The sequence below is a fragment of the Undibacterium sp. Ji49W genome, assembly GCF_049340205.1.
Taxonomy (GTDB): Bacteria; Pseudomonadota; Gammaproteobacteria; order Burkholderiales; family Burkholderiaceae_D; genus Undibacterium.
On sequence record NZ_JBMPOW010000013.1, the window covers coordinates 61857 to 78771 of the forward strand.

Sequence of the window (16915 nt, forward strand, 5' to 3'; positions counted from 1 at the left end):
ACTTATGCCGCTTTTTTTGCATACGCATCCAGCTCGTCCAGCCAGACCTGTTTTTGCTCAGGCGTGACAAACGAAGCTTCAAACGCATTGCGTGCCAGTTGCAGTAATTCTTCCTTGCCGAGTTGCAGCGCATCGGCGGTGGCGATGTAATTCGCATTCATGTAACCACCGAAATACGCGGGGTCGTCTGAATTGATGGTGACGCATAAACCGGCCCGCAGCATGCGTGCCAGGTTGTGATCACGCATATCCTTGACCACGCACAGTTTCAGATTCGATAGCGGGCAGACTGTCAGCGGCATGCGGCTTTGCTGCAGCTTCGCCATCAGGGTCGGGTCTTCTTCGGCACGTACGCCATGGTCTATGCGTTCGACCTGCAACACATCCAGGGCGCTATGGATATACGCCGGTGGCCCTTCTTCACCCGCATGGGCGACCAGGCGAAAACCCATGGCCTGGGCAATCGCAAAGACATGGGCAAATTTTTCTGGCGGGTTGCCTACTTCGGCAGAATCCAGCCCTACACCTGTCCACAGGTCGGCATATTGATCACGCAAGGGTAGCGCTGCTTCCAGTGTGGCGATGGCATCTTCTTCACTCAGATGACGCAGGAAGCACAGTATCATCGCACCAGAAAAACCATGGCTGGTACGTGCTTCACGCAAGGCGCGGGCGATACCGGCAAACACAGTGGCGATGGGGATGCCGCGCGCAGTGTGGGTTTGCGGATCAAAAAACAATTCCACATGGCGCACATTGTCAGCCAGTGCGCGCTGGATATAGGCATGCGTCAGGTCAAAGAAATCCTGCTCGGTCTGCAATACGGCAGCACCGGCGTAATACAGGTTCAGGAATGACTGCAAGTCTTCAAAGTCGTAGGCAGCACGCACTTCATCCACCGTGGCATAGGGCAGTTGCACGCCATTTTTTTGTGCCAGGGCGAACATCAGTTCCGGTTCCAGTGAACCTTCTATGTGCAGATGCAATTCGGCTTTTGGCAGGCCGCGAATAAAATCATGGTGCGTAGTACTCATATGTCAGACCTGGATGAAAGATAAGGAATGTGATTGCGTTTCGACCAGTGTAGTGCAAACGCCGTCCCAATGGACCGTAACAGTTCATTAGTATCAGCGGAGGATGCATCATTCATGCCAGCCAAGTATTGATTAAAATAACATTGTGACGTTAATTAAGATATCAGGAGACCATGATGTCCTGTATCTCTGGCAGCATATCGTTGCTTACTTTGGGATGCCGTTTGATCGGGAGACGTCAGGCAAATGCAAAGTGATGCAGGGAAGATAGATGGGAAATTTGCTGCCATGACTTTGTGCCATGGCAGTTGAGTCTACGATTTAGTGCAGCAGTACGCTTTGGCCCATATAGCCATCATATTGGCCTAGAAAATCGTCGATTTCTTCTATGCTGGGTTCGGATGCAATGAGGTCGGTGACGTCCTTGCGGAAGTTGATAGCCAGCGGGCCGCCGATGAACCATTCACGGCGTACGGCCTTGTCGGTGATTTCATAGCCGCCAAAGCGCAAGGCTTCGTGATCCGTGTCAGCGCCATATTCGATGACGCTGTATTGTTCGCTGTTATAAATAAGATTCATTTTGTGCATCCTTTCTGGCTGGAGGAAATTTTCCTCTGGTTACCGTACATAGAGCAGACATGGTGCTGACGACAGCGAATTTCAAGAATGGTACTGGATTAAGCTACTGTGCGACGCAATTTTGAGCCTGCGATGCTTACTACGCTTCCCCGGATACGCTTCCTTTAATGTGTTACGGGCTTACATGAAGTATTACGGCACGGCAACCCCTCAACTTTAGGGGCACTTAACATTGGTTCACAAGCGAGACTGACTGCTGATCTCCAGCAAGTTGGCATAGGCCGGTTCTTGCAAGGTCAGTGTTAACTGGTCCAGATGGGCATCGCTGGCGACTCCCAGGAAGATATGGGCGGGTTTTTGACGCAGGGCGCGATTCAGGGTGACGCGCAGGCTGAGGTTGCCTATGCAACAAAAACAACCGGGGGCAATGCGGCTGATGTGCAGATTGTCGCCAGGAAGCAGGATATCTTGCCCGTCAGGCAAACCTTCAAGGATGACGACATTGTGCAATGTTGCAGGTAAACGGGAAAGGGAGGCCGCAATCGCAGCCTCCCTTTGAGTATAACTACCGCCGTGTACCAGATGTAATTGTGCTTTCGCAGTGTTCAAACTTACTTTCAAACTTACTTTTAATTTTACTCACCACGCTTGGCGTATTTCATCGACTCTACGCCCAGTTGCTTGAGCTTGCGATACAGATGAGTACGTTCCAGACCTGTTTTTTCAGCAACACGTGTCATGCTGCCGCCTTCGCGGTTCAGGTGGTATTCAAAATAGATGCGTTCAAAGGCATCGCGCGCCTCACGCAACGGCAAGTCAAAGGACAGGCTGGCAAACTGGTTGTTCGGCGTAGCCGCTACCGGTTGTGCTGCCGAGAAATGACGTGCTTCGTATGCCGGGGCAGCATTGCCAAAACTGCCAGACATGGCTGGCGCTGCCGTATTGTCATTACTGATGACGCGCAAGGCTGGTGCTGCCGGTTTGGGGGCTTCTGAGCTGCGGGTCAGACCCTGTTGTACTGCTTTCAGCAGTTTTTGCAGTGCAATAGGTTTCTCCAGGAAATTCAGGGCACCGATACGGGTTGCTTCCACCGCAGTATCGATGGTGGCATGGCCAGACATCATGATGACTGGCATGGTCAGCAAGCCATCGCGCTGCCATTCTTTCAACAGTGTCACGCCATCGGTATCCGGCATCCAGATATCAAGCAAGACCAGATCTGGTCGCGCTTCCTGGCGTGCCAGACGCGCCTGCTGTGCATTCTCTGCAAGCTGGACCACATGTCCTTCATCCCCAAGAATTTCAGACAACAATTCCCGGATCCCCATTTCATCATCTACGACCAATATGTTTGCCATAAATCTACCCTATTACTGCCTCTATGTTTTCTTGGGTGCTTCTTGCCGTTCATTTCCTGCATTGTCTGCCACCATCCCGTTTCCGGGAAATGCCGCCTACTGTTTGCCGGATAAAAATTTCAAAATGACCCGAAGCTTTTTGTCCGTATTCCTCTTTTGGGAACATCAGAAGAATGGCTCGCTCAAATACAATTTCCTGGAATCTGCTTACGATCTTACTGCGCTGCTCTTCATTCCCGCTGACCCTCGCTACAGATCGTAAACAGGTTCTTACGCTGTATTTGAATCCGGTGCTAACTTTAACAGCAAAATCGCTACTTTTGCACCGTTTGTATCGCTGCGATTTTGAATATCAATTCTACCGCCATGCTCATCGATGATTTTCTTTACCATCGGCAGCCCCAGACCGGTGCCTCTGGGCTTGGAGGTGGCATAAGGTTCAAACGCACGACCCAGAATTTTGCTCGAAAATCCCGGGCCGTTATCGATAATTGACAGCCGTACCGCAGAATGGGTGATCTGGTCTGTTCCCGTGTAACGCACCACATCGGTGATGACGTCGATACGGGGTACAAAATCGGGATTGGTATTGTCTGCAACGGCGTCCTGGGCATTTTGTAAAAGATTGTGAATTACCTGCCGCAACTGGGTAGCGTCACCCATTATCTGCGGCAAATCGGGGGCCAGCGTCAGGCGTATCGCATCCCTGCCGTCGCCAGCGATGTATAAATGCAGTACTTCGTCGATCAAACCAGCCAGGTTCAAAGGCATCAAAACTGCTGGTGGTGTGCGTGCATAATCGCGGAAGTCATCCACCATGCGCTTCATGGAAGTGACCTGATTAACGATGGTGGTGGTGCTCTTGTTCAGGATCAGGACATCGCTGTCGCTGAGTTTGTCCTGCAACTTCATTTGCAGGCGCTCGGCAGACAATTGTATAGGTGTCAGCGGATTTTTGATTTCATGCGCCAGACGGCGTGCTACTTCGCCCCAGGCGATAGAGCGCTGGGCAGAAATAATATTGCTGATATCATCAAAAACCACCACATAACCGCTGCCAGATGCCACCGGCAGATGCGAGCCACGTGCCAGCAAGGTAATGCTTTGTTCTTCTTCGGCGGCGATGTTGTCACCGCCTGTTGCCGTTTGTTTACCCTTGTTGGGGCGGGGTACTTCTATCTGTTGTTGCCAGTGCTGTTCGCGTTCGTTTTCTCCACCCGCAGCCGACTGTGCATGCTGCTCGGAAAACGCCTTGGATATGGCAAATGCAAATGCCTGCATGCCTTCAATGGTAGCCAGTGGTTTGTTGATTTCGCTTTCCAGCCTGCGTTGCAGTATGCGTTCTACCGATTCATTACAGGTGACCAGATTGCCACTCTGGTCCAGCACCATCACCCCGGCGGACATATTAGCCAGTACCGATTCCAGGTAAGCCTTGGCGTTTTCCAGTTCGCTGCGGTTTTTTTCCACTGCTGCACGGGCATCAAACAATTGCCTGGTCATGGTGTTGAAGGATTTGGTCAGGCTGCCCAGTTCGTCGGCACTGGTGACGATGGGGCGGGGCGAGAAGTTACCCTCGGTCACCGCCTTGGTGCCTTCGGCCAGCAAGAGCAGGGGGCGGGCCAGCTCGCCGGAAATCAGGAAGGCACTGGTAATGGCGGCCACAATGGCCAGCAACAGGGTCAGTGTCAGGGTGATGATGTACATCTTTTTCAGATTGACCCTGCCTATAGAGCGCACCTGGTATTCACGGGATGCACTGCTCAGTGCTTCGGCATGCATGGCCAGATTGGCGGGAACGGGTTGTATCAGTTGCAGGTACAGGGATTCATTTTGTAGCGATATCCAGCTGCTGCTGCGTATTGGTACCACTACCCGCGAGCGCAGTATCCTGGCCGGTTCTGCCGCCAGTGTGGGGTGGCTGGCACCACGGTTGGCGTTGGCAGCACTGGCGGTTTCCGAATCGGCAGGGGCGATTTTTTCATCTCGCGCGGCGTAATAACGTGACAGTTTGACCTGACGTATCATCTCCCCGGTAGGCAGTTCTGGTAACAGGCTGAGGCTGCCCATATTTTCATTGGCAGTGGCGATCAGCCTGCCCTTGCCATTGACGATGGTGGCTTCCTGTATCTGCATTCTTTCACGCAGGCGCGACAGGTGGATGGACATCGAGCTTTCGGTTGGGTCAGACAGTTCCGACGCCATGTCGCGGGCCTTGGTTTGTAAATCAGCCAGCAAAAAATCCAGCGCCGTCAGGCCCAGGTTCTTGCCGGAATCGAGAGCAGACTCAACCTTGACGTCAAACCACGATTCGATAGACAGTGACACGAAGCGTACCGACACCACATAAATGACGGTGCCGGGCAAGATACCGACGAGGGCAAACAGAACTACCAGCCGCGTCATCAGGCGTGAGCCGAATTCCCGCGTGCGGAAGCGCCGGAACAAACGCCATACCAGGGTCAGAACCAGGATCAGCAGTGCCAGGGCAACAATAGCATTGGCGTCCAGCAGCCATTCATAATAACGTTCGAAGCGCGAGGAATTTTCTGAAACGGTGGTCAGAAAGAATAGCAGTATGCTCATCAGAGCACCGCCGATAATCAGGGCATACCGCAAAAATCTTGTCACTTGTCGTCAGCCTTGAAGGAAAAACGCTTCCACTCTGTCTTCTGGCTCCAGTTACTGTCGTTGAAAGTCGGAATCTGGAAGTGCATCGGTATCTTGGACAGGCCCATACGTAACTGTACAGCCACGGTATAGGTGGCACCACTGGTCAGCAGGGATTTTTCAGCGATCAGCCAGCGACTGGGCCTGAGCACCAGATTCAAAGCGGAATCGAGAGAAGGAAAGGTCTGTTGCAGGCCATTATTGACGATGACGGTATATTGTTGCGTCCACTCATTAAAGGCGATTTTTACCGTGTTTTCACTGCGAACGACCTTTTCGTCGACCCAATACCAGCGTGAGCGCGTCAGTTCGACCTCGGTCGTGAAGGACACCGGGATGCCTTCCTTGATGGCTTTACGCAAGCCTTCGCTGAGTTCTATGGAAAACACGGCTGCCAGGCGGTAGCCTTCGTCGCTGGATTCTATTTTGGCGGATTTGACTTCCACATCGGCTGCATGGCTGACGGATGTGCCTGCGAATGCCAATAAGGCTAACAAAAATGTCAGCATCAGTTGGCGCAGCAGGGAGCTTGAACGTCGGAGCATGCAATCAGTACGAAATCAAAAGTCTGCTAATGATAGCTTGAACTTGTTGGCATTCGTTAATTTTGCAGTGGTTTTTGAAACAATGCATAAAACAAACCGTCATGTTCGTTGTTAGCAGCGGACGGTGTCGGCAGCATGGGCAGTAATTGACCCGGGGCATCAAGCCGTATGGCACCGTGCCTGGTGACAAAGGCGGCGGCCTGGGCTTCCGATTCCAGCGGCCAGATTGAACAGGTGACCATCAGCATCTTGCCACCCGGCTTCAGCATGCGCCACAGATTGTCCAGGATACGGGCAGACAGGGCGGCCAGTTGGGCTGCATCCGTCTTGCGGCGTAGCCAGCGGCTGTCCGGGTGGCGTCTTACCACGCCAGAAGCGGTACAGGGCACATCGGCCAGGATACGGTCATAGGGCTTGGTATCCCACCAGGCAGTGCGGCTGGCATCACCCTCCTTGACGGTAGCGAATAATTTTAATCTTGCCAGGTTGTCATGTATGCGTTGCAGACGGGCCGGATCGGAGTCCAGGGCCAGCAGTTCAATATCAGCCAGCTCCAGCAAATGCCCGGTTTTGCCACCGGGGGCGGCGCAGGCATCCAGCACCCGCATGCCGTCTTGCACATCCAGCAATGGTGCTGCCAGCTGGGCGGCGGCGTCCTGCACCGATGCCATACCTTCTTCAAAACCGGGGATATGTTGTACCGGCATGGGCCTTACTAGCCGGATGGCAGACGGGCCGATCTGGCTGGCGGCAATTTGCTTCGATGCCAGCAGTTCCAGATAGGCGGCTACCGTGGTGGCGCGACGGTTGACCCGTAAAGTCATAGGCGGCGCGTGGTTACCGGCAGTAAGTATGGCTTGCCAGTCTTGCGGATACGCTGCCTTGCACTGGTCTACCCACCATTGTGGGTAATTCCAGGTGGCGGCTGGCTGTTTCATGACCAGCTTCAGCAACTCGTCCTTTTCGCGCAGGTAGCGGCGCAGCACGGCATTGACCATGCCCTTGGCAAACACCATATGCGGGCTGGAGGTGGCGGCGGTAACCGCCTGGTCGACCACGACGAATTCTTCATACGCAGGCTGCTCGTCTCCTTCGTTGCCAATGAGTAAAGTCAGAGAACAGCACAACAGACTGTACAACAGGGCCGGTTCCGGGGTTTTGCTGGCCATGACCTTGATCAGGGCATCGACACGGCCGACCTGACGCATGGTGCGATAAGCAATATCCTGTATGGCACCACGTGCCTGTGGCAGGGCATTGGTCTGGGTAAACACCCGCGACAATGCCATAGGCAAGGCCGTGCCTTCCAGCACATAGCTGACGGCTTGCGCAGCACCCACCAGGCAAAAGGCCAGGGAATCAGGCTTGATGTCGATTGTCTGAAATTCCGGGACGGTCGTCGGTGGACGAGCATCCGCGCGTACATTCGGGGAGGTATTTGGGCCTGATCCTGAGCGCACCCCAGAGATTACCCCAGAGCCTGCATTTTTGCGTGCATCCGGACGTGCAGGTTTTTGGGGTTTTCCCAGTGTTTTTCTTGTATTTTCTTGCATATTTTGAATTGGCTAGGTATGAACCGACACGTAAGTGTAACAGCCCGTGCGTACAAACCCTGTTTCTGTGGCTTTTGCCGCAGTTGAAACCTGGTTGCGTAGGTAGGCATGCAGGCATCACGTAGGTATTAATTACGCGGTAATTGTCAGCCGCAGTGCAAGCCTAAGCTGCTTTCTGGCTCATTTCCAGCGGTGTGAATTGCTGTATTTCCAGCCAGGTACGCAAATCATCAAAAACCCGGATGGCATCGAGTTCATTGAAAATTTCGTGGTAAAAGCCCTTGTAGAAATGGCTGCCAAGCCAGGTTTTATTGACTTTTTGTGCAAAACGCCGGCTACCCTCGGGGTCTACCAGGTGGTCATCATCTGCCACCATCAGCAATGTGGGTAGCTGCAGTTCTGCGGCATGTTCATGGCAATAGGCCATCGCCGTCAGCATGCTGGTCAGCAAGCGCGCACTGAGCCTGCCATGTACCAGCGCATCATCTTTATAGGCCTGTACCACTTCTGCATCATGTGACAGGTAACGGGTTTGCAAGCCGTTCGGCAAGCCTATGCCAGGTATCAGGCGAAAGGCAGTTTTCAACAAACCTTGCTGGAAGCCGGACATGCGTATCGCCAGGGCCGGCGAAGACAGGATCAAAGCCCGCAACTGGTTTTGGTGTTCCAGTGCAAAGCGGGCCGCAAACAGGCCGCCCATGCTGTGTCCCAGCAAAATCGGCGGGCCAGCCAATTGCTGGCGGAAGTCGGCAAGCACCATCCGGGCATCGTCCAGCATGGCATGGTTATCCGGCACGTCGCCAACGGCACCGCCAGATTTGCCATGCCCCCGGTGGTCATAGGTTCTGACAACAAAGCCCAGTGCATTGAAAAAGCGCGCCACATGGGTATAGCGCCCGCAGTGTTCGCCCAGGCCATGCATGATCAGCACACCCTGCTGGGATGGTGATGTGGTATTTTCCTGGCCGGCCAAGGGCCAGTCGCGTACAAAGATGGGAGTACCGTCGGCGGCCTCCAGATCGAATTCCCGGGTATTTTCTACATGGGAAGTCATGGGTTTATACGCCCCACATCACATCACGCTGCATCTTGTTGGCGGCATGCAGCATTTCCAGTACCGGGAAGGCGCGGGTGGCAAAACTGACTGTTTCCGGCGCTTCATGCTCGTTGTCGTCACCGTTTTCATTGTGATGGGCATTGACATCGCGATTGACCTCGTCCGAGATCGGATGGGCTTTGCTGTCCGCAACCGCTGCTTCTATCTTCTGTATGGCTTGTGGCAATTCTTGCGGTGTAATCACGCCGCGTTCCACATCTTTCTGTATCAGATCCAGGATGCGACGCGCATGTTCTTTATACATGGTGATTTCTGTAGCAGCTTTGGATTTGAATGTGATCAGCATGGACATCTCTCCTCTTTGTGGGTAGCTATGATGTAGAAATGCATATCGGCTAAAGATATACATACTTATAACTACATCATAATCCTAAATTAACCTGGTGTTGTTTCAGTTTGCTTTGAATGATGTCATAAATGTATCAATCACATCACGGCTGACGGCTTTTTCCGGCCCCAGTATGACGATTTGATAGACCCAGGGGCCACGTACCAGGAAACGGCCTACCATCAGGACCGGCACGTCATTGCGCAATTTGCCACGAACTTCCACGTCCCCGCCTGGCGTGACACGGGTATTGTCGGCATTGCCCTGGACGTTACGTATCATGCCCTTCTTCATTGCTTCCATGATAAGGCCTGCATTGCCAGCATCGGCTGCTTTGGTGCTGCCGACGGCAAAACTGACGCCACCCGCTTCACCGGCCAGCATAGTCATTTTCACATCGATGCCTTCCAGCTGCATGCTCTTGGTATCGCTGACTGCCTTGCCGGGCATCAGGATGGAAAACGGAGCCTCATTGCTGCGGGTTTCGCGCCAGTCAAATTTGGGACTGCATGCGGCCAGACCGATGGCTGCACTTAAGATAATGCTTTTGATTAAGATTTTCATGAGGCTTGCGGTTTCTGGTAAAGCGTAAATTCTGACGTAGGTGAGGCAAATACTAGCCGGCCAGCCTGACCGGCGATTCAGCCCACATGATAATGCTTTGCCCAGGCTTACGCCGGTTTTTTAAGTATCGGCCAGAATGGCCGTAAACACTGTCAGTATGCAATATTCTGACTTTACAACCATGATCACCGCTGTCAAAGCATCCATACACTGGGGTATCATGGCGGCAAGTCTGAGTTCGATCATGGTTTTTTAGAACTTGCGCAAAAATTCATTTTTCTGGTGCCACGATGCCACTACGCCAATCACTTGGAATTTCACTACTGCTATTGATATCGCTGAGTGCCTGCGACCGCCTTGGCCTGCCTGATCCGGCCAGAGATGCGGCAGCCAAGGAATCGGATGCCAGAGCGACCGGCAGCGCCTGCCGTCATGCCGGACGCGCCATCGAAGATTGTTACGCCCTAAACCCGGATGCGGCGCGTGCCGCGGTCTACGCCGGCTGGAAGGAAATGAATGATTACATGCGTGAAAACAAGATCGATGTCGTCAAGCCGGAACTGGCCAAATCAGACGCATCCTCCAAGCCCGAAGAAGCCAGCGCTTCTGCCAGTGCAAAAGCAGAAAAGTAAAAGAAATCAGCAAACATGAACTGGCAGGTGCGTAGCATGCAGCCGCAGGATCTGGCGGCAGTGTTTGATATACAGTCTTTGGCCTATGTGTCAGACATGGTGGAAGCCTTGCCCTTGCTGGCGGCACGCCTGCAAAGTGCGCCTGACACGGCCTGGGTTGCAGAGCAGGATGGCTGCATCATGGCGTATCTGGCCGCTTATCCCAGCATCGGCGGTCGTATGTCTGCACTTGGACAGGCATTCAGCCCGGCCAGCGCACCCAACGCTCTGTATTTGCATGATCTTGCGGTGGATCCGGCGCATGCAGGCAAAGGTGTGGCGCAAGCCATGATAGCGCATGCCTTTGCCTATGCTCAGCGGCAAAACTGGCAATATCTCTGTCTGGTGTCAGTGCAAAGTACCAGTGCATTCTGGCAGCGCCTTGGATTTGTAGTACAAGCAGAACTTGATCAGCAGCAGACTGACAAGCTGGCCAGTTATAGCGGCGCGGCGTTTTATATGATCAAAGACCTGTATGCCGGCGTCTGATGCGGAAGCAAAAAATCAAACGCATTGCACGTTTGAAAGTGCAATGCGTTTTTATTTGCAATCGTGATTACGGCTGGCAGCCGCTATTACTTATTTGTTTTTTATTTATTCTTCTGCTTTTGCGCCCGCTTTTTCCTTCTTGTAAATAATTTTTTTCTTGTCCCCTTCGCAGGAACCAACAACGCGGTACTTGGTTTCAGTGTCTTTCGACACGACTTGCAGGGTGTAGTTATCGACGCCCTTGCCTTCCAGCTTGGTCGCGATTTTTTCCTTCAAGGCTTCGCAACTGAGTATGCCTGCTTCCGCATGGGCGGATGCACTGATGAGCAGCAAACCGCTTATCAAGGTATGTATCAACGTACTTCTTTTCATTTTGCTTGCTCCTTTTCCTTGATCGGATAGTGTGCAGACCCGTTCCATGCCAGATGCGGCATTTTCGGGTCTTGCTGATTGTTTGTATCGGGTTCTGTCCTACGGGTGGTAAAACCGTAACATTTCTTGTCGGGTTTTAACAGAAATACGTTCGTTTCTTTCAGGAAAGTGTAGTAAATCATCCGCAATGCAGGTCTGTAGTGGGATTTGCCGGCGATTTTCATATGAAAGCTATCGTTTTTTCACGACAGTCTCAAGCTTGAAAAATGAAATTATTTTTTTACAAAAATAGGTAGTGGCCCTTGTCTGGTTCGTAATTAATGTACATTTTTCGCGTACAGTAGCACTGGCAGGCGCAACCGGCAGCCATGCCGACATGCGGGCTTCTGAGCCGGAAGACTGGGCGGACAGGGTATCGCTGCATGTCTGGACAAGCTGCGCAGGCATTCCCCCAAACGTAAAAATCAGGCAACATGTCTGTGCGGCAAAAATAACGAACACTATATTGCGGATAACATGGCGTATTTATCGCCAATGGACAGATTGAGATGAAGCAAACAGGATTACCCACCAGTCGTTTGGCCATTGCGCTTGCCGCGTGTCTGGTGTTGGCAATTGTCCTGGGGGCAGCCAGTGCAGTCTGGATGTTGCGGGCACAGGAAATTGGCAAATGGGAAAAGCAGACCGAGACCTTTAGTGTGGTCCTGACTGAAACCGTCAGCCAGCAAATGGATTTCGCGTATACGGCGCTGGACAGTATTTCCGAACGCATACAGGATCGCTGGAGTGTCAGTGCCGACTACCTGTCGTCGAAATTATCGACCTATGATTTCCATCAGTTCTTGCGTGAAAAGGCCAGCCTGTCACCGGCAGTTGAAGTCATTTCAGTGCTGGATGTAAACGGCAATGTGATCAACACTTCGCGCAATTTCCCGGCACCGACCTATAGTCTGGCTGATCGCGATTATTTCATTGCCCAGCGTGACAACCCTGTGCAGGGGATTTTTCTGAGTTCTTCGGTGCGTAGCAAAACCACCGGGAAATGGATGTTCTTCCTTAGTCACAGGCTGACCGGCAGTGATGGTGAATTCATCGGTGTGGTCATTCTGGGCATGTCGCCCTCGTTTTACTCACAGTTTTATGAAAAGCTCAGTGCCGATGGACATGCATCGATAGCCCTGCTGAGAAATGATTTTACCTACCTGGCACGCTGGCCAGAGCGAGGTGAAATCATGGGTATGAAAAACCTGACTGGCAGTACCTATGAGCTGGTGCACAATCAAAACAAAAAATCCGGCGTTATCATCACCAATAGTTCACGTATGGGGGATGGGGGCAAACATGTGACACGTATGTCAGCCGTACAGTCATTGCAGAAATATCCTCTGATCATTAATTTTACTGTGGATGAGGATTTATACCTGTCTGACTGGCGCAAGATCACGACCGGCATTGTGGTGGTGGCCATGAGCGGCATCCTGGCACTGGTGGCAGCGTTCAGCGTGCTGGTGAACCTGCTGGAAAAACGCGAGCAGGATTTGCTCGCCACCACAGAATTGAAGCAGCAGGCTGAAATCATCAACCGCAACCAGGCCCATCTGCTCAAAAATCTGACTGAACAGCAGATCGCCTTGAAAGATTCATCCGAGCGCCTGCAAGCCATCTTCCAGAATGCCGCGGACGGTATCGTCATGATTGATGATACCGGCAAGATAGAGGCATTGAACCCCGCTGCCGTTGCCATTTACGGGCATCCGGCCAGTGAAGTGGTGGGCAAGAACGGGCGGTTTTTCTCGCCACCGGGCCAGCCTGATTTGCTCGGCCTGGCCATGAGCCGCAGCGAATTTTTGGAAACTGGCTGCCTGCGTACCGAGGTGGAAAGAATGCGCAAGGATGGCAGCCTGTTCCCCGCCGAACTGGCCATCAGTGAGTACTACCATGCAGGCCGGCGCAAGCTGATCGTCATCGTCAGGGACATTTCCGAGCGGCGCAAGATGGAACGCATGAAGAGCGAATTCATCTCTACCGTCAGTCACGAATTGCGTACCCCGCTCACCGCCATACGTGGTGCATTGGGCCTGGTTGTTGGCGGTGCCGTTGGTGCGGTACCAGACAAGATTGCCCCGTTGCTTGGCATGGCCCACAAAAACAGCGAAAGCCTGACCCGGCTTATCAATGATTTGCTGGATATCCAGAAAATCGAAGCGGGCAAGATGGACTTTGTGTTTGAGCACCTTAACCTGCATTCACTATTGCAAATTGCCGTGAATAATAACCAGGCCTTTGCCCATAGCGTAGGGACAGAAATCGTCTTTGATGCACAGAGCATGGATGCCCATGTGATGGTGGATGCAGGGCGTTTCCAGCAAGTGATGGCGAATCTGTTATCGAACGCCTGCAAGTATTCGCCGGAAGGGTCTGCCGTACGCGTCCTGGCCGAGGTGCGTTCGGGCAAGAGCGTGCGTATAGAGGTGATTGATCAGGGCAGTGGCATCCCGGAAAATTTCCGTGAACGTCTGTTCCAGAAATTTTCTCAGGCAGATTCGTCCGATACCCGTGCCAAAGGGGGAACCGGATTAGGCCTGGCAATTTCCCAGGCCATCATCCGGCAAATGCATGGTGATATCGGCTATTACATGGAATCCGCCCATGAAGCGCTGGGGACCCATTTTTATATCGACTTACCCCTGCATGAAGAAGTGATTACCGACATCGGCACCATTACACCAAAGACAGATCCCGTGCTTTGACACCTGTAAAGATCTGGTCCAACTGGTTGGTATTGAGCCCGTAGATATTGGTGAACAGGCCGCCCAGCACGGCGCGGTACTCGTTGAGTACAGGGTAGTCACGGTTCTGGAACAGCTTGCCTTGCTCCAGCGCGATCTGCTCGCCTGCAATGCGTCCACCCTTGACACCACCACCCAGCACCCAGTACACGCTGCCATGACCATGGTCAGTACCGCGCTTGCCGTTTTCGCGGAAGGTGCGGCCAAATTCACTGATGACCACCACGGTCGTATTGCGCCAGGCGCTACCCATTTCGGTACGGTAAGCAGCCAGGCCGCGTCCCAGTTCTTCAAACTTGACCGCCAGTGTGCCGTTGACGCCGCCCTGGTTCACATGGGTGTCCCAACCGCCGACATCGATGAAACCCAGTGCATATTTTTCCCGCATCAGCTTGGCGATTCTTTGTGCTTCCAGCTCAAAGCCCTTGGTGGAAATGGCGTTGCGGTTGGCGCTGTTCATTTCTTCCTGCAAGTCACGGGCGACTTCTTCACGCATGGCAAAGCCATCCTTGACGGCCTGCGACAGACTGGTATCGCCATACATCTGCAAGATCATGTCACGCTGACGCTGATCGACATTGAGCTTGCTGACATTGCGTAATGCAGTATTGGAGATGCGTGCTGAACCCTGCATGGCGATAGGCAACTGATCAGTGAAGGACATCGCGGCAACTTTGCTGTTGTTGCTCAAGACCTTGGCCAGACGGTTCATGAAGCCGGAATGGAAGTTTCGGCTGGCTGTCAGCGGTTGTCCCAGTTCTATACTGTCCTGGGTTTCAAAATGGCTGCGCGACAGGTCATCAATACCGGCAAACGGGATAAAGCTGGCTTCCCCATTCTGAAACATCGGATAGACCGTGTCCTTCAGTGCTGGGTGCAGGCCCCAGTCGGCAGTCAGTTCCAGCGCCGAATCCGGTGCTGAACCTGGCCGGGCAATGGCGATGTTTGGCCTGGCTTCATAATAAAAATTGCTGGAGGTAGGGATCAGCAAATTGCTGGCATCATAGCCACCCCGCAAAAACACCAGCAGCAGGCGGTTTTGGGTGGCGGGTGCGGCCATTACATGGCTGCTCATACCCAGCATGGCGGTGGATGGCAACAAGGCCATCGCTTTCAACAGGTCACGGCGGTTCATATCCTTGATCTTTCTATGAAAAGATTAACGACGCATCATTTCGGGGGAGGCAAGAAACAAGGTATTCCATTCCTGTGTTGTATTTGCCTGGCTCAGGACCGTCTGGGTAGACGGGCTGAATTGCTTGGTCCAGCTTTTGACATAATTGGATACTGCCAGTGCTGGTTGTGGTGGTTTTTCCTGTGGTGCTGGCTGGTTGTCTACCTTGAACAAGGCCGGGTTGCCGCCGGCGATGGACTTGGCAATGTCAATACGCACGGTCATCTGGCCGGAACTGGCCCAGGCACTTTCGTTCAGGGCATAGCCGTCGGGGGTCTGGCGTCCGTTCAATTGCTGACCCATCATGTTCAGCCAGTTCAGCATGGGGCCGGTATTGACGATGGTAGTGCCGTCATACGCCAGGCGTACCGATGCCAGCATATAGTGCATGGGGTCTTTGAACTTCTTGCCCAGTGAAGCGATGAATTCAGGCGAATCAAACATGGCCCGCAAGGTCGATGGAATATCACCATCTGTTTGCAGGAAACGGCTTGCCATCTTGTCTATGAGTGCCTTGGAAGGTGCATCCGAGACAAAGAAGGTTGCCAGTTTCTGGCTGACATAGTTGGCAGTGGCAGGTTGCCTGCACAGCATCAGCAAAACTTCGTCCAGTTCCGCCATGCCGCGACCCTTGATGGTTTTACCCAGGATCTGCTTTTCGCCAAAGTCATGCCGTTGTGGCTGGAATTCAAACAGGCCCTGGCGGTAATACAGCTTTTCCAGCTCCGGTTTCATGCGTGGCGCATCTTTATTCAGGCTGATGCCCACACCGGTCAGCACACGTGCCAGTTCCTGCACATCTTTTTGGGTATAGCCGCTGTTGACGCCCATGGTATGCAATTCCATCAGCTCGCGCGCATAGTTTTCATTGATGCGGTTGACGGCATTGTGCTCATTGTCCAGGTACCTGAGCATGGCAGGGTGCATGACCGTGGCGCGCAATAAATCGCGGAAATTGCCGAGTGCATTCGGGCGTATCGCCTGTTCTTCAAAATCACCCAGCATGGCGCGTACATTCGCTTTGCCGCTGTGGATATTGAAATGATTCATCCAGAACCAGCTCATCTGTTCCTGCAACTGATTGGATGAATACACGTCGCGCAACAAGGAACGGGTGGCTGCTTCGCGTGCCAGACGAGTCAGCTCTTGCTGGTACTGCTTGGCCAGCGTATCGTCCGTGCCTTTTTGCTGGTCAGACGCGATACGGCGCGCTTCCAGATCACGCATGATTTCTTCAAATGGCTTGCTGGAAATGGTCAGGGTATCAATCTGTGCCTGAATAGGCGCAGGCAAGGCTGCGGTGCGGCCACGCAATTGTTGATCCAGGTATTGATCCGGGCCAACCGCCTGTAAGGCTTGCAGGGTGGTAGGAGTGCTACCCCAGGTGATGCGGTTCAGTAATTGTTCGGGTGGGATCGCCGCTTGCGTCAGGGTCTTGCCTACGGCTGGCTGGCTTTTACTGCTGCCTGTATTGCCAGCCTGTTGTTGCGGGTTGGTGCTACATGCTGCCAGCAAGACTATCAGGCTGGCACTCAGCAAGTGCTGCATGGTCTGTTGAATTCTCATTTTTAACCTCTTCCGTATTGCACAAAAGAATAGTGGTGCCACCCGATTATTGACTGGCATCAGCCATTAACGCACCGACTGGCGAATTGTCATACCTGAAATAAGA

At 53.0% G+C, this 16915-nt stretch carries 17 protein-coding genes; 3 read left to right on the plus strand and 14 right to left on the minus strand.

Features of this window, described 5'->3' with window-relative positions:
• Positions 1–2: 2 nt before the first annotated feature.
• The 10 genes from ACO0LK_RS16815 to ACO0LK_RS16860 all read right to left on the minus strand — a co-directional run bounded on the left by ACO0LK_RS16815 (position 3) and on the right by ACO0LK_RS16860 (position 9748).
• Positions 3–1034, minus strand: coding sequence for an adenosine deaminase (locus ACO0LK_RS16815; RefSeq protein WP_422976985.1), 1032 nt, complete (start codon positions 1032–1034; stop codon positions 3–5).
• A 321-nt stretch (positions 1035–1355) separates the two neighbouring features.
• On the minus strand, positions 1356–1613 hold the full coding sequence (locus ACO0LK_RS16820) for a BTH_I0359 family protein (RefSeq protein WP_186946051.1): 258 nt from the start codon (positions 1611–1613) through the stop codon (positions 1356–1358).
• A gap of 237 nt (positions 1614–1850) precedes the next feature.
• Positions 1851–2222: a GTPase gene (locus ACO0LK_RS16825; protein ID WP_422976987.1), complete on the minus strand. Its 372-nt coding sequence runs from the start codon at positions 2220–2222 to the stop codon at positions 1851–1853.
• 26 nt (positions 2223–2248) lie between these two features.
• A complete protein-coding gene (locus ACO0LK_RS16830; RefSeq protein ID WP_422976989.1) occupies positions 2249–2971 on the minus strand; it encodes a response regulator in 723 nt (240 codons plus the stop codon).
• Positions 2972–3241: 270 nt separating this feature from the next.
• Positions 3242–5602: an ATP-binding protein gene (locus tag ACO0LK_RS16835; protein ID WP_422976991.1), complete on the minus strand. Its 2361-nt coding sequence runs from the start codon at positions 5600–5602 to the stop codon at positions 3242–3244.
• Positions 5599–6186 carry a DUF4390 domain-containing protein gene (locus tag ACO0LK_RS16840; protein ID WP_422976993.1) on the minus strand — a complete coding sequence of 196 codons (588 nt, stop codon included), beginning with the start codon at positions 6184–6186 and terminating at the stop codon, positions 5599–5601. Before ACO0LK_RS16840 ends, ACO0LK_RS16835 begins: the two co-directional genes overlap by 4 nt.
• Positions 6187–6242: 56 nt before the next feature.
• Positions 6243–7739 carry a 16S rRNA (cytosine(967)-C(5))-methyltransferase RsmB gene (gene rsmB, locus ACO0LK_RS16845; RefSeq protein WP_422976995.1) on the minus strand — a complete coding sequence of 499 codons (1497 nt, stop codon included), beginning with the start codon at positions 7737–7739 and terminating at the stop codon, positions 6243–6245.
• Between the two features lie 163 nt (positions 7740–7902).
• The gene (locus tag ACO0LK_RS16850; protein ID WP_422976997.1) at positions 7903–8793 is read right to left on the minus strand and encodes a lysophospholipase; all 891 of its coding nucleotides are present in this window, start codon (positions 8791–8793) and stop codon (positions 7903–7905) included.
• A gap of 4 nt (positions 8794–8797) precedes the next feature.
• Positions 8798–9142, minus strand: a complete 345-nt coding sequence (locus ACO0LK_RS16855) for a DUF1840 domain-containing protein (RefSeq protein WP_186946058.1) — start codon at positions 9140–9142, stop codon at positions 8798–8800.
• Positions 9143–9247: 105 nt separating this feature from the next.
• Positions 9248–9748, minus strand: coding sequence for a hypothetical protein (locus tag ACO0LK_RS16860; RefSeq protein ID WP_422976999.1), 501 nt, complete (start codon positions 9746–9748; stop codon positions 9248–9250).
• Positions 9749–10038: 290 nt separating this feature from the next.
• Here ACO0LK_RS16860 and ACO0LK_RS16865 point away from each other — a divergent pair, with 290 nt between their 5' ends.
• Entirely contained in the window at positions 10039–10380 is a 342-nt protein-coding gene (locus ACO0LK_RS16865; protein WP_422977001.1) for a hypothetical protein, read from the plus strand.
• A gap of 36 nt (positions 10381–10416) precedes the next feature.
• Positions 10417–10908: a GNAT family N-acetyltransferase gene (locus ACO0LK_RS16870; RefSeq protein ID WP_422977003.1), complete on the plus strand. Its 492-nt coding sequence runs from the start codon at positions 10417–10419 to the stop codon at positions 10906–10908.
• A gap of 105 nt (positions 10909–11013) precedes the next feature.
• On the opposite strand, the gene ACO0LK_RS16875 is transcribed toward ACO0LK_RS16870, so the two are convergent.
• Positions 11014–11280: a DUF1161 domain-containing protein gene (locus tag ACO0LK_RS16875; RefSeq protein WP_422977005.1), complete on the minus strand. Its 267-nt coding sequence runs from the start codon at positions 11278–11280 to the stop codon at positions 11014–11016.
• Complete coding sequence (locus tag ACO0LK_RS16880) at positions 11277–11504, minus strand: hypothetical protein (RefSeq protein ID WP_422977007.1); 228 nt, start codon at positions 11502–11504, stop codon at positions 11277–11279. Before ACO0LK_RS16880 ends, ACO0LK_RS16875 begins: the two co-directional genes overlap by 4 nt.
• Positions 11505–11828: 324 nt before the next feature.
• Here ACO0LK_RS16880 and ACO0LK_RS16885 point away from each other — a divergent pair, with 324 nt between their 5' ends.
• Positions 11829–14030 carry an ATP-binding protein gene (locus tag ACO0LK_RS16885; RefSeq protein ID WP_422977009.1) on the plus strand — a complete coding sequence of 734 codons (2202 nt, stop codon included), beginning with the start codon at positions 11829–11831 and terminating at the stop codon, positions 14028–14030.
• Here ACO0LK_RS16885 and ACO0LK_RS16890 read toward each other — a convergent pair.
• The gene (locus ACO0LK_RS16890) at positions 14002–15204 is read right to left on the minus strand and encodes a DUF1501 domain-containing protein (protein ID WP_422977011.1); all 1203 of its coding nucleotides are present in this window, start codon (positions 15202–15204) and stop codon (positions 14002–14004) included. The genes ACO0LK_RS16885 and ACO0LK_RS16890 overlap by 29 nt on opposite strands.
• A gap of 24 nt (positions 15205–15228) precedes the next feature.
• Complete coding sequence (locus ACO0LK_RS16895; RefSeq protein WP_422977013.1) at positions 15229–16809, minus strand: DUF1800 domain-containing protein; 1581 nt, start codon at positions 16807–16809, stop codon at positions 15229–15231.
• Between the last annotated feature and the right edge of the window lie 106 nt (positions 16810–16915).

Excerpts from the sequence above, each read along its gene's own strand:
- ACO0LK_RS16840 (WP_422976993.1), bottom strand. The coding sequence starts at position 6,186 with ATGCTCCGACGTTCAAGCTCCCTGCTGCGCCAACTGATGCTGACATTT.
- ACO0LK_RS16855 (WP_186946058.1), bottom strand. The coding sequence starts at position 9,142 with ATGCTGATCACATTCAAATCCAAAGCTGCTACAGAAATCACCATGTAT.
- ACO0LK_RS16880 (WP_422977007.1), bottom strand. The coding sequence starts at position 11,504 with ATGAAAATCGCCGGCAAATCCCACTACAGACCTGCATTGCGGATGATT.
- ACO0LK_RS16850 (WP_422976997.1), bottom strand. The coding sequence starts at position 8,793 with ATGACTTCCCATGTAGAAAATACCCGGGAATTCGATCTGGAGGCCGCC.
- ACO0LK_RS16815 (WP_422976985.1), bottom strand. The coding sequence starts at position 1,034 with ATGAGTACTACGCACCATGATTTTATTCGCGGCCTGCCAAAAGCCGAA.
- ACO0LK_RS16890 (WP_422977011.1), bottom strand. The coding sequence starts at position 15,204 with ATGAACCGCCGTGACCTGTTGAAAGCGATGGCCTTGTTGCCATCCACC.
- ACO0LK_RS16870 (WP_422977003.1), top strand. The coding sequence starts at position 10,417 with ATGCAGCCGCAGGATCTGGCGGCAGTGTTTGATATACAGTCTTTGGCC.
- ACO0LK_RS16895 (WP_422977013.1), bottom strand. The coding sequence starts at position 16,809 with ATGAGAATTCAACAGACCATGCAGCACTTGCTGAGTGCCAGCCTGATA.
- ACO0LK_RS16820 (WP_186946051.1), bottom strand. The coding sequence starts at position 1,613 with ATGAATCTTATTTATAACAGCGAACAATACAGCGTCATCGAATATGGC.
- ACO0LK_RS16865 (WP_422977001.1), top strand. The coding sequence starts at position 10,039 with ATGCCACTACGCCAATCACTTGGAATTTCACTACTGCTATTGATATCG.
- ACO0LK_RS16885 (WP_422977009.1), top strand. The coding sequence starts at position 11,829 with ATGAAGCAAACAGGATTACCCACCAGTCGTTTGGCCATTGCGCTTGCC.
- ACO0LK_RS16830 (WP_422976989.1), bottom strand. The coding sequence starts at position 2,971 with ATGGCAAACATATTGGTCGTAGATGATGAAATGGGGATCCGGGAATTG.
- rsmB (WP_422976995.1), bottom strand. The coding sequence starts at position 7,739 with ATGCAAGAAAATACAAGAAAAACACTGGGAAAACCCCAAAAACCTGCA.
- ACO0LK_RS16875 (WP_422977005.1), bottom strand. The coding sequence starts at position 11,280 with ATGAAAAGAAGTACGTTGATACATACCTTGATAAGCGGTTTGCTGCTC.
- ACO0LK_RS16860 (WP_422976999.1), bottom strand. The coding sequence starts at position 9,748 with ATGAAAATCTTAATCAAAAGCATTATCTTAAGTGCAGCCATCGGTCTG.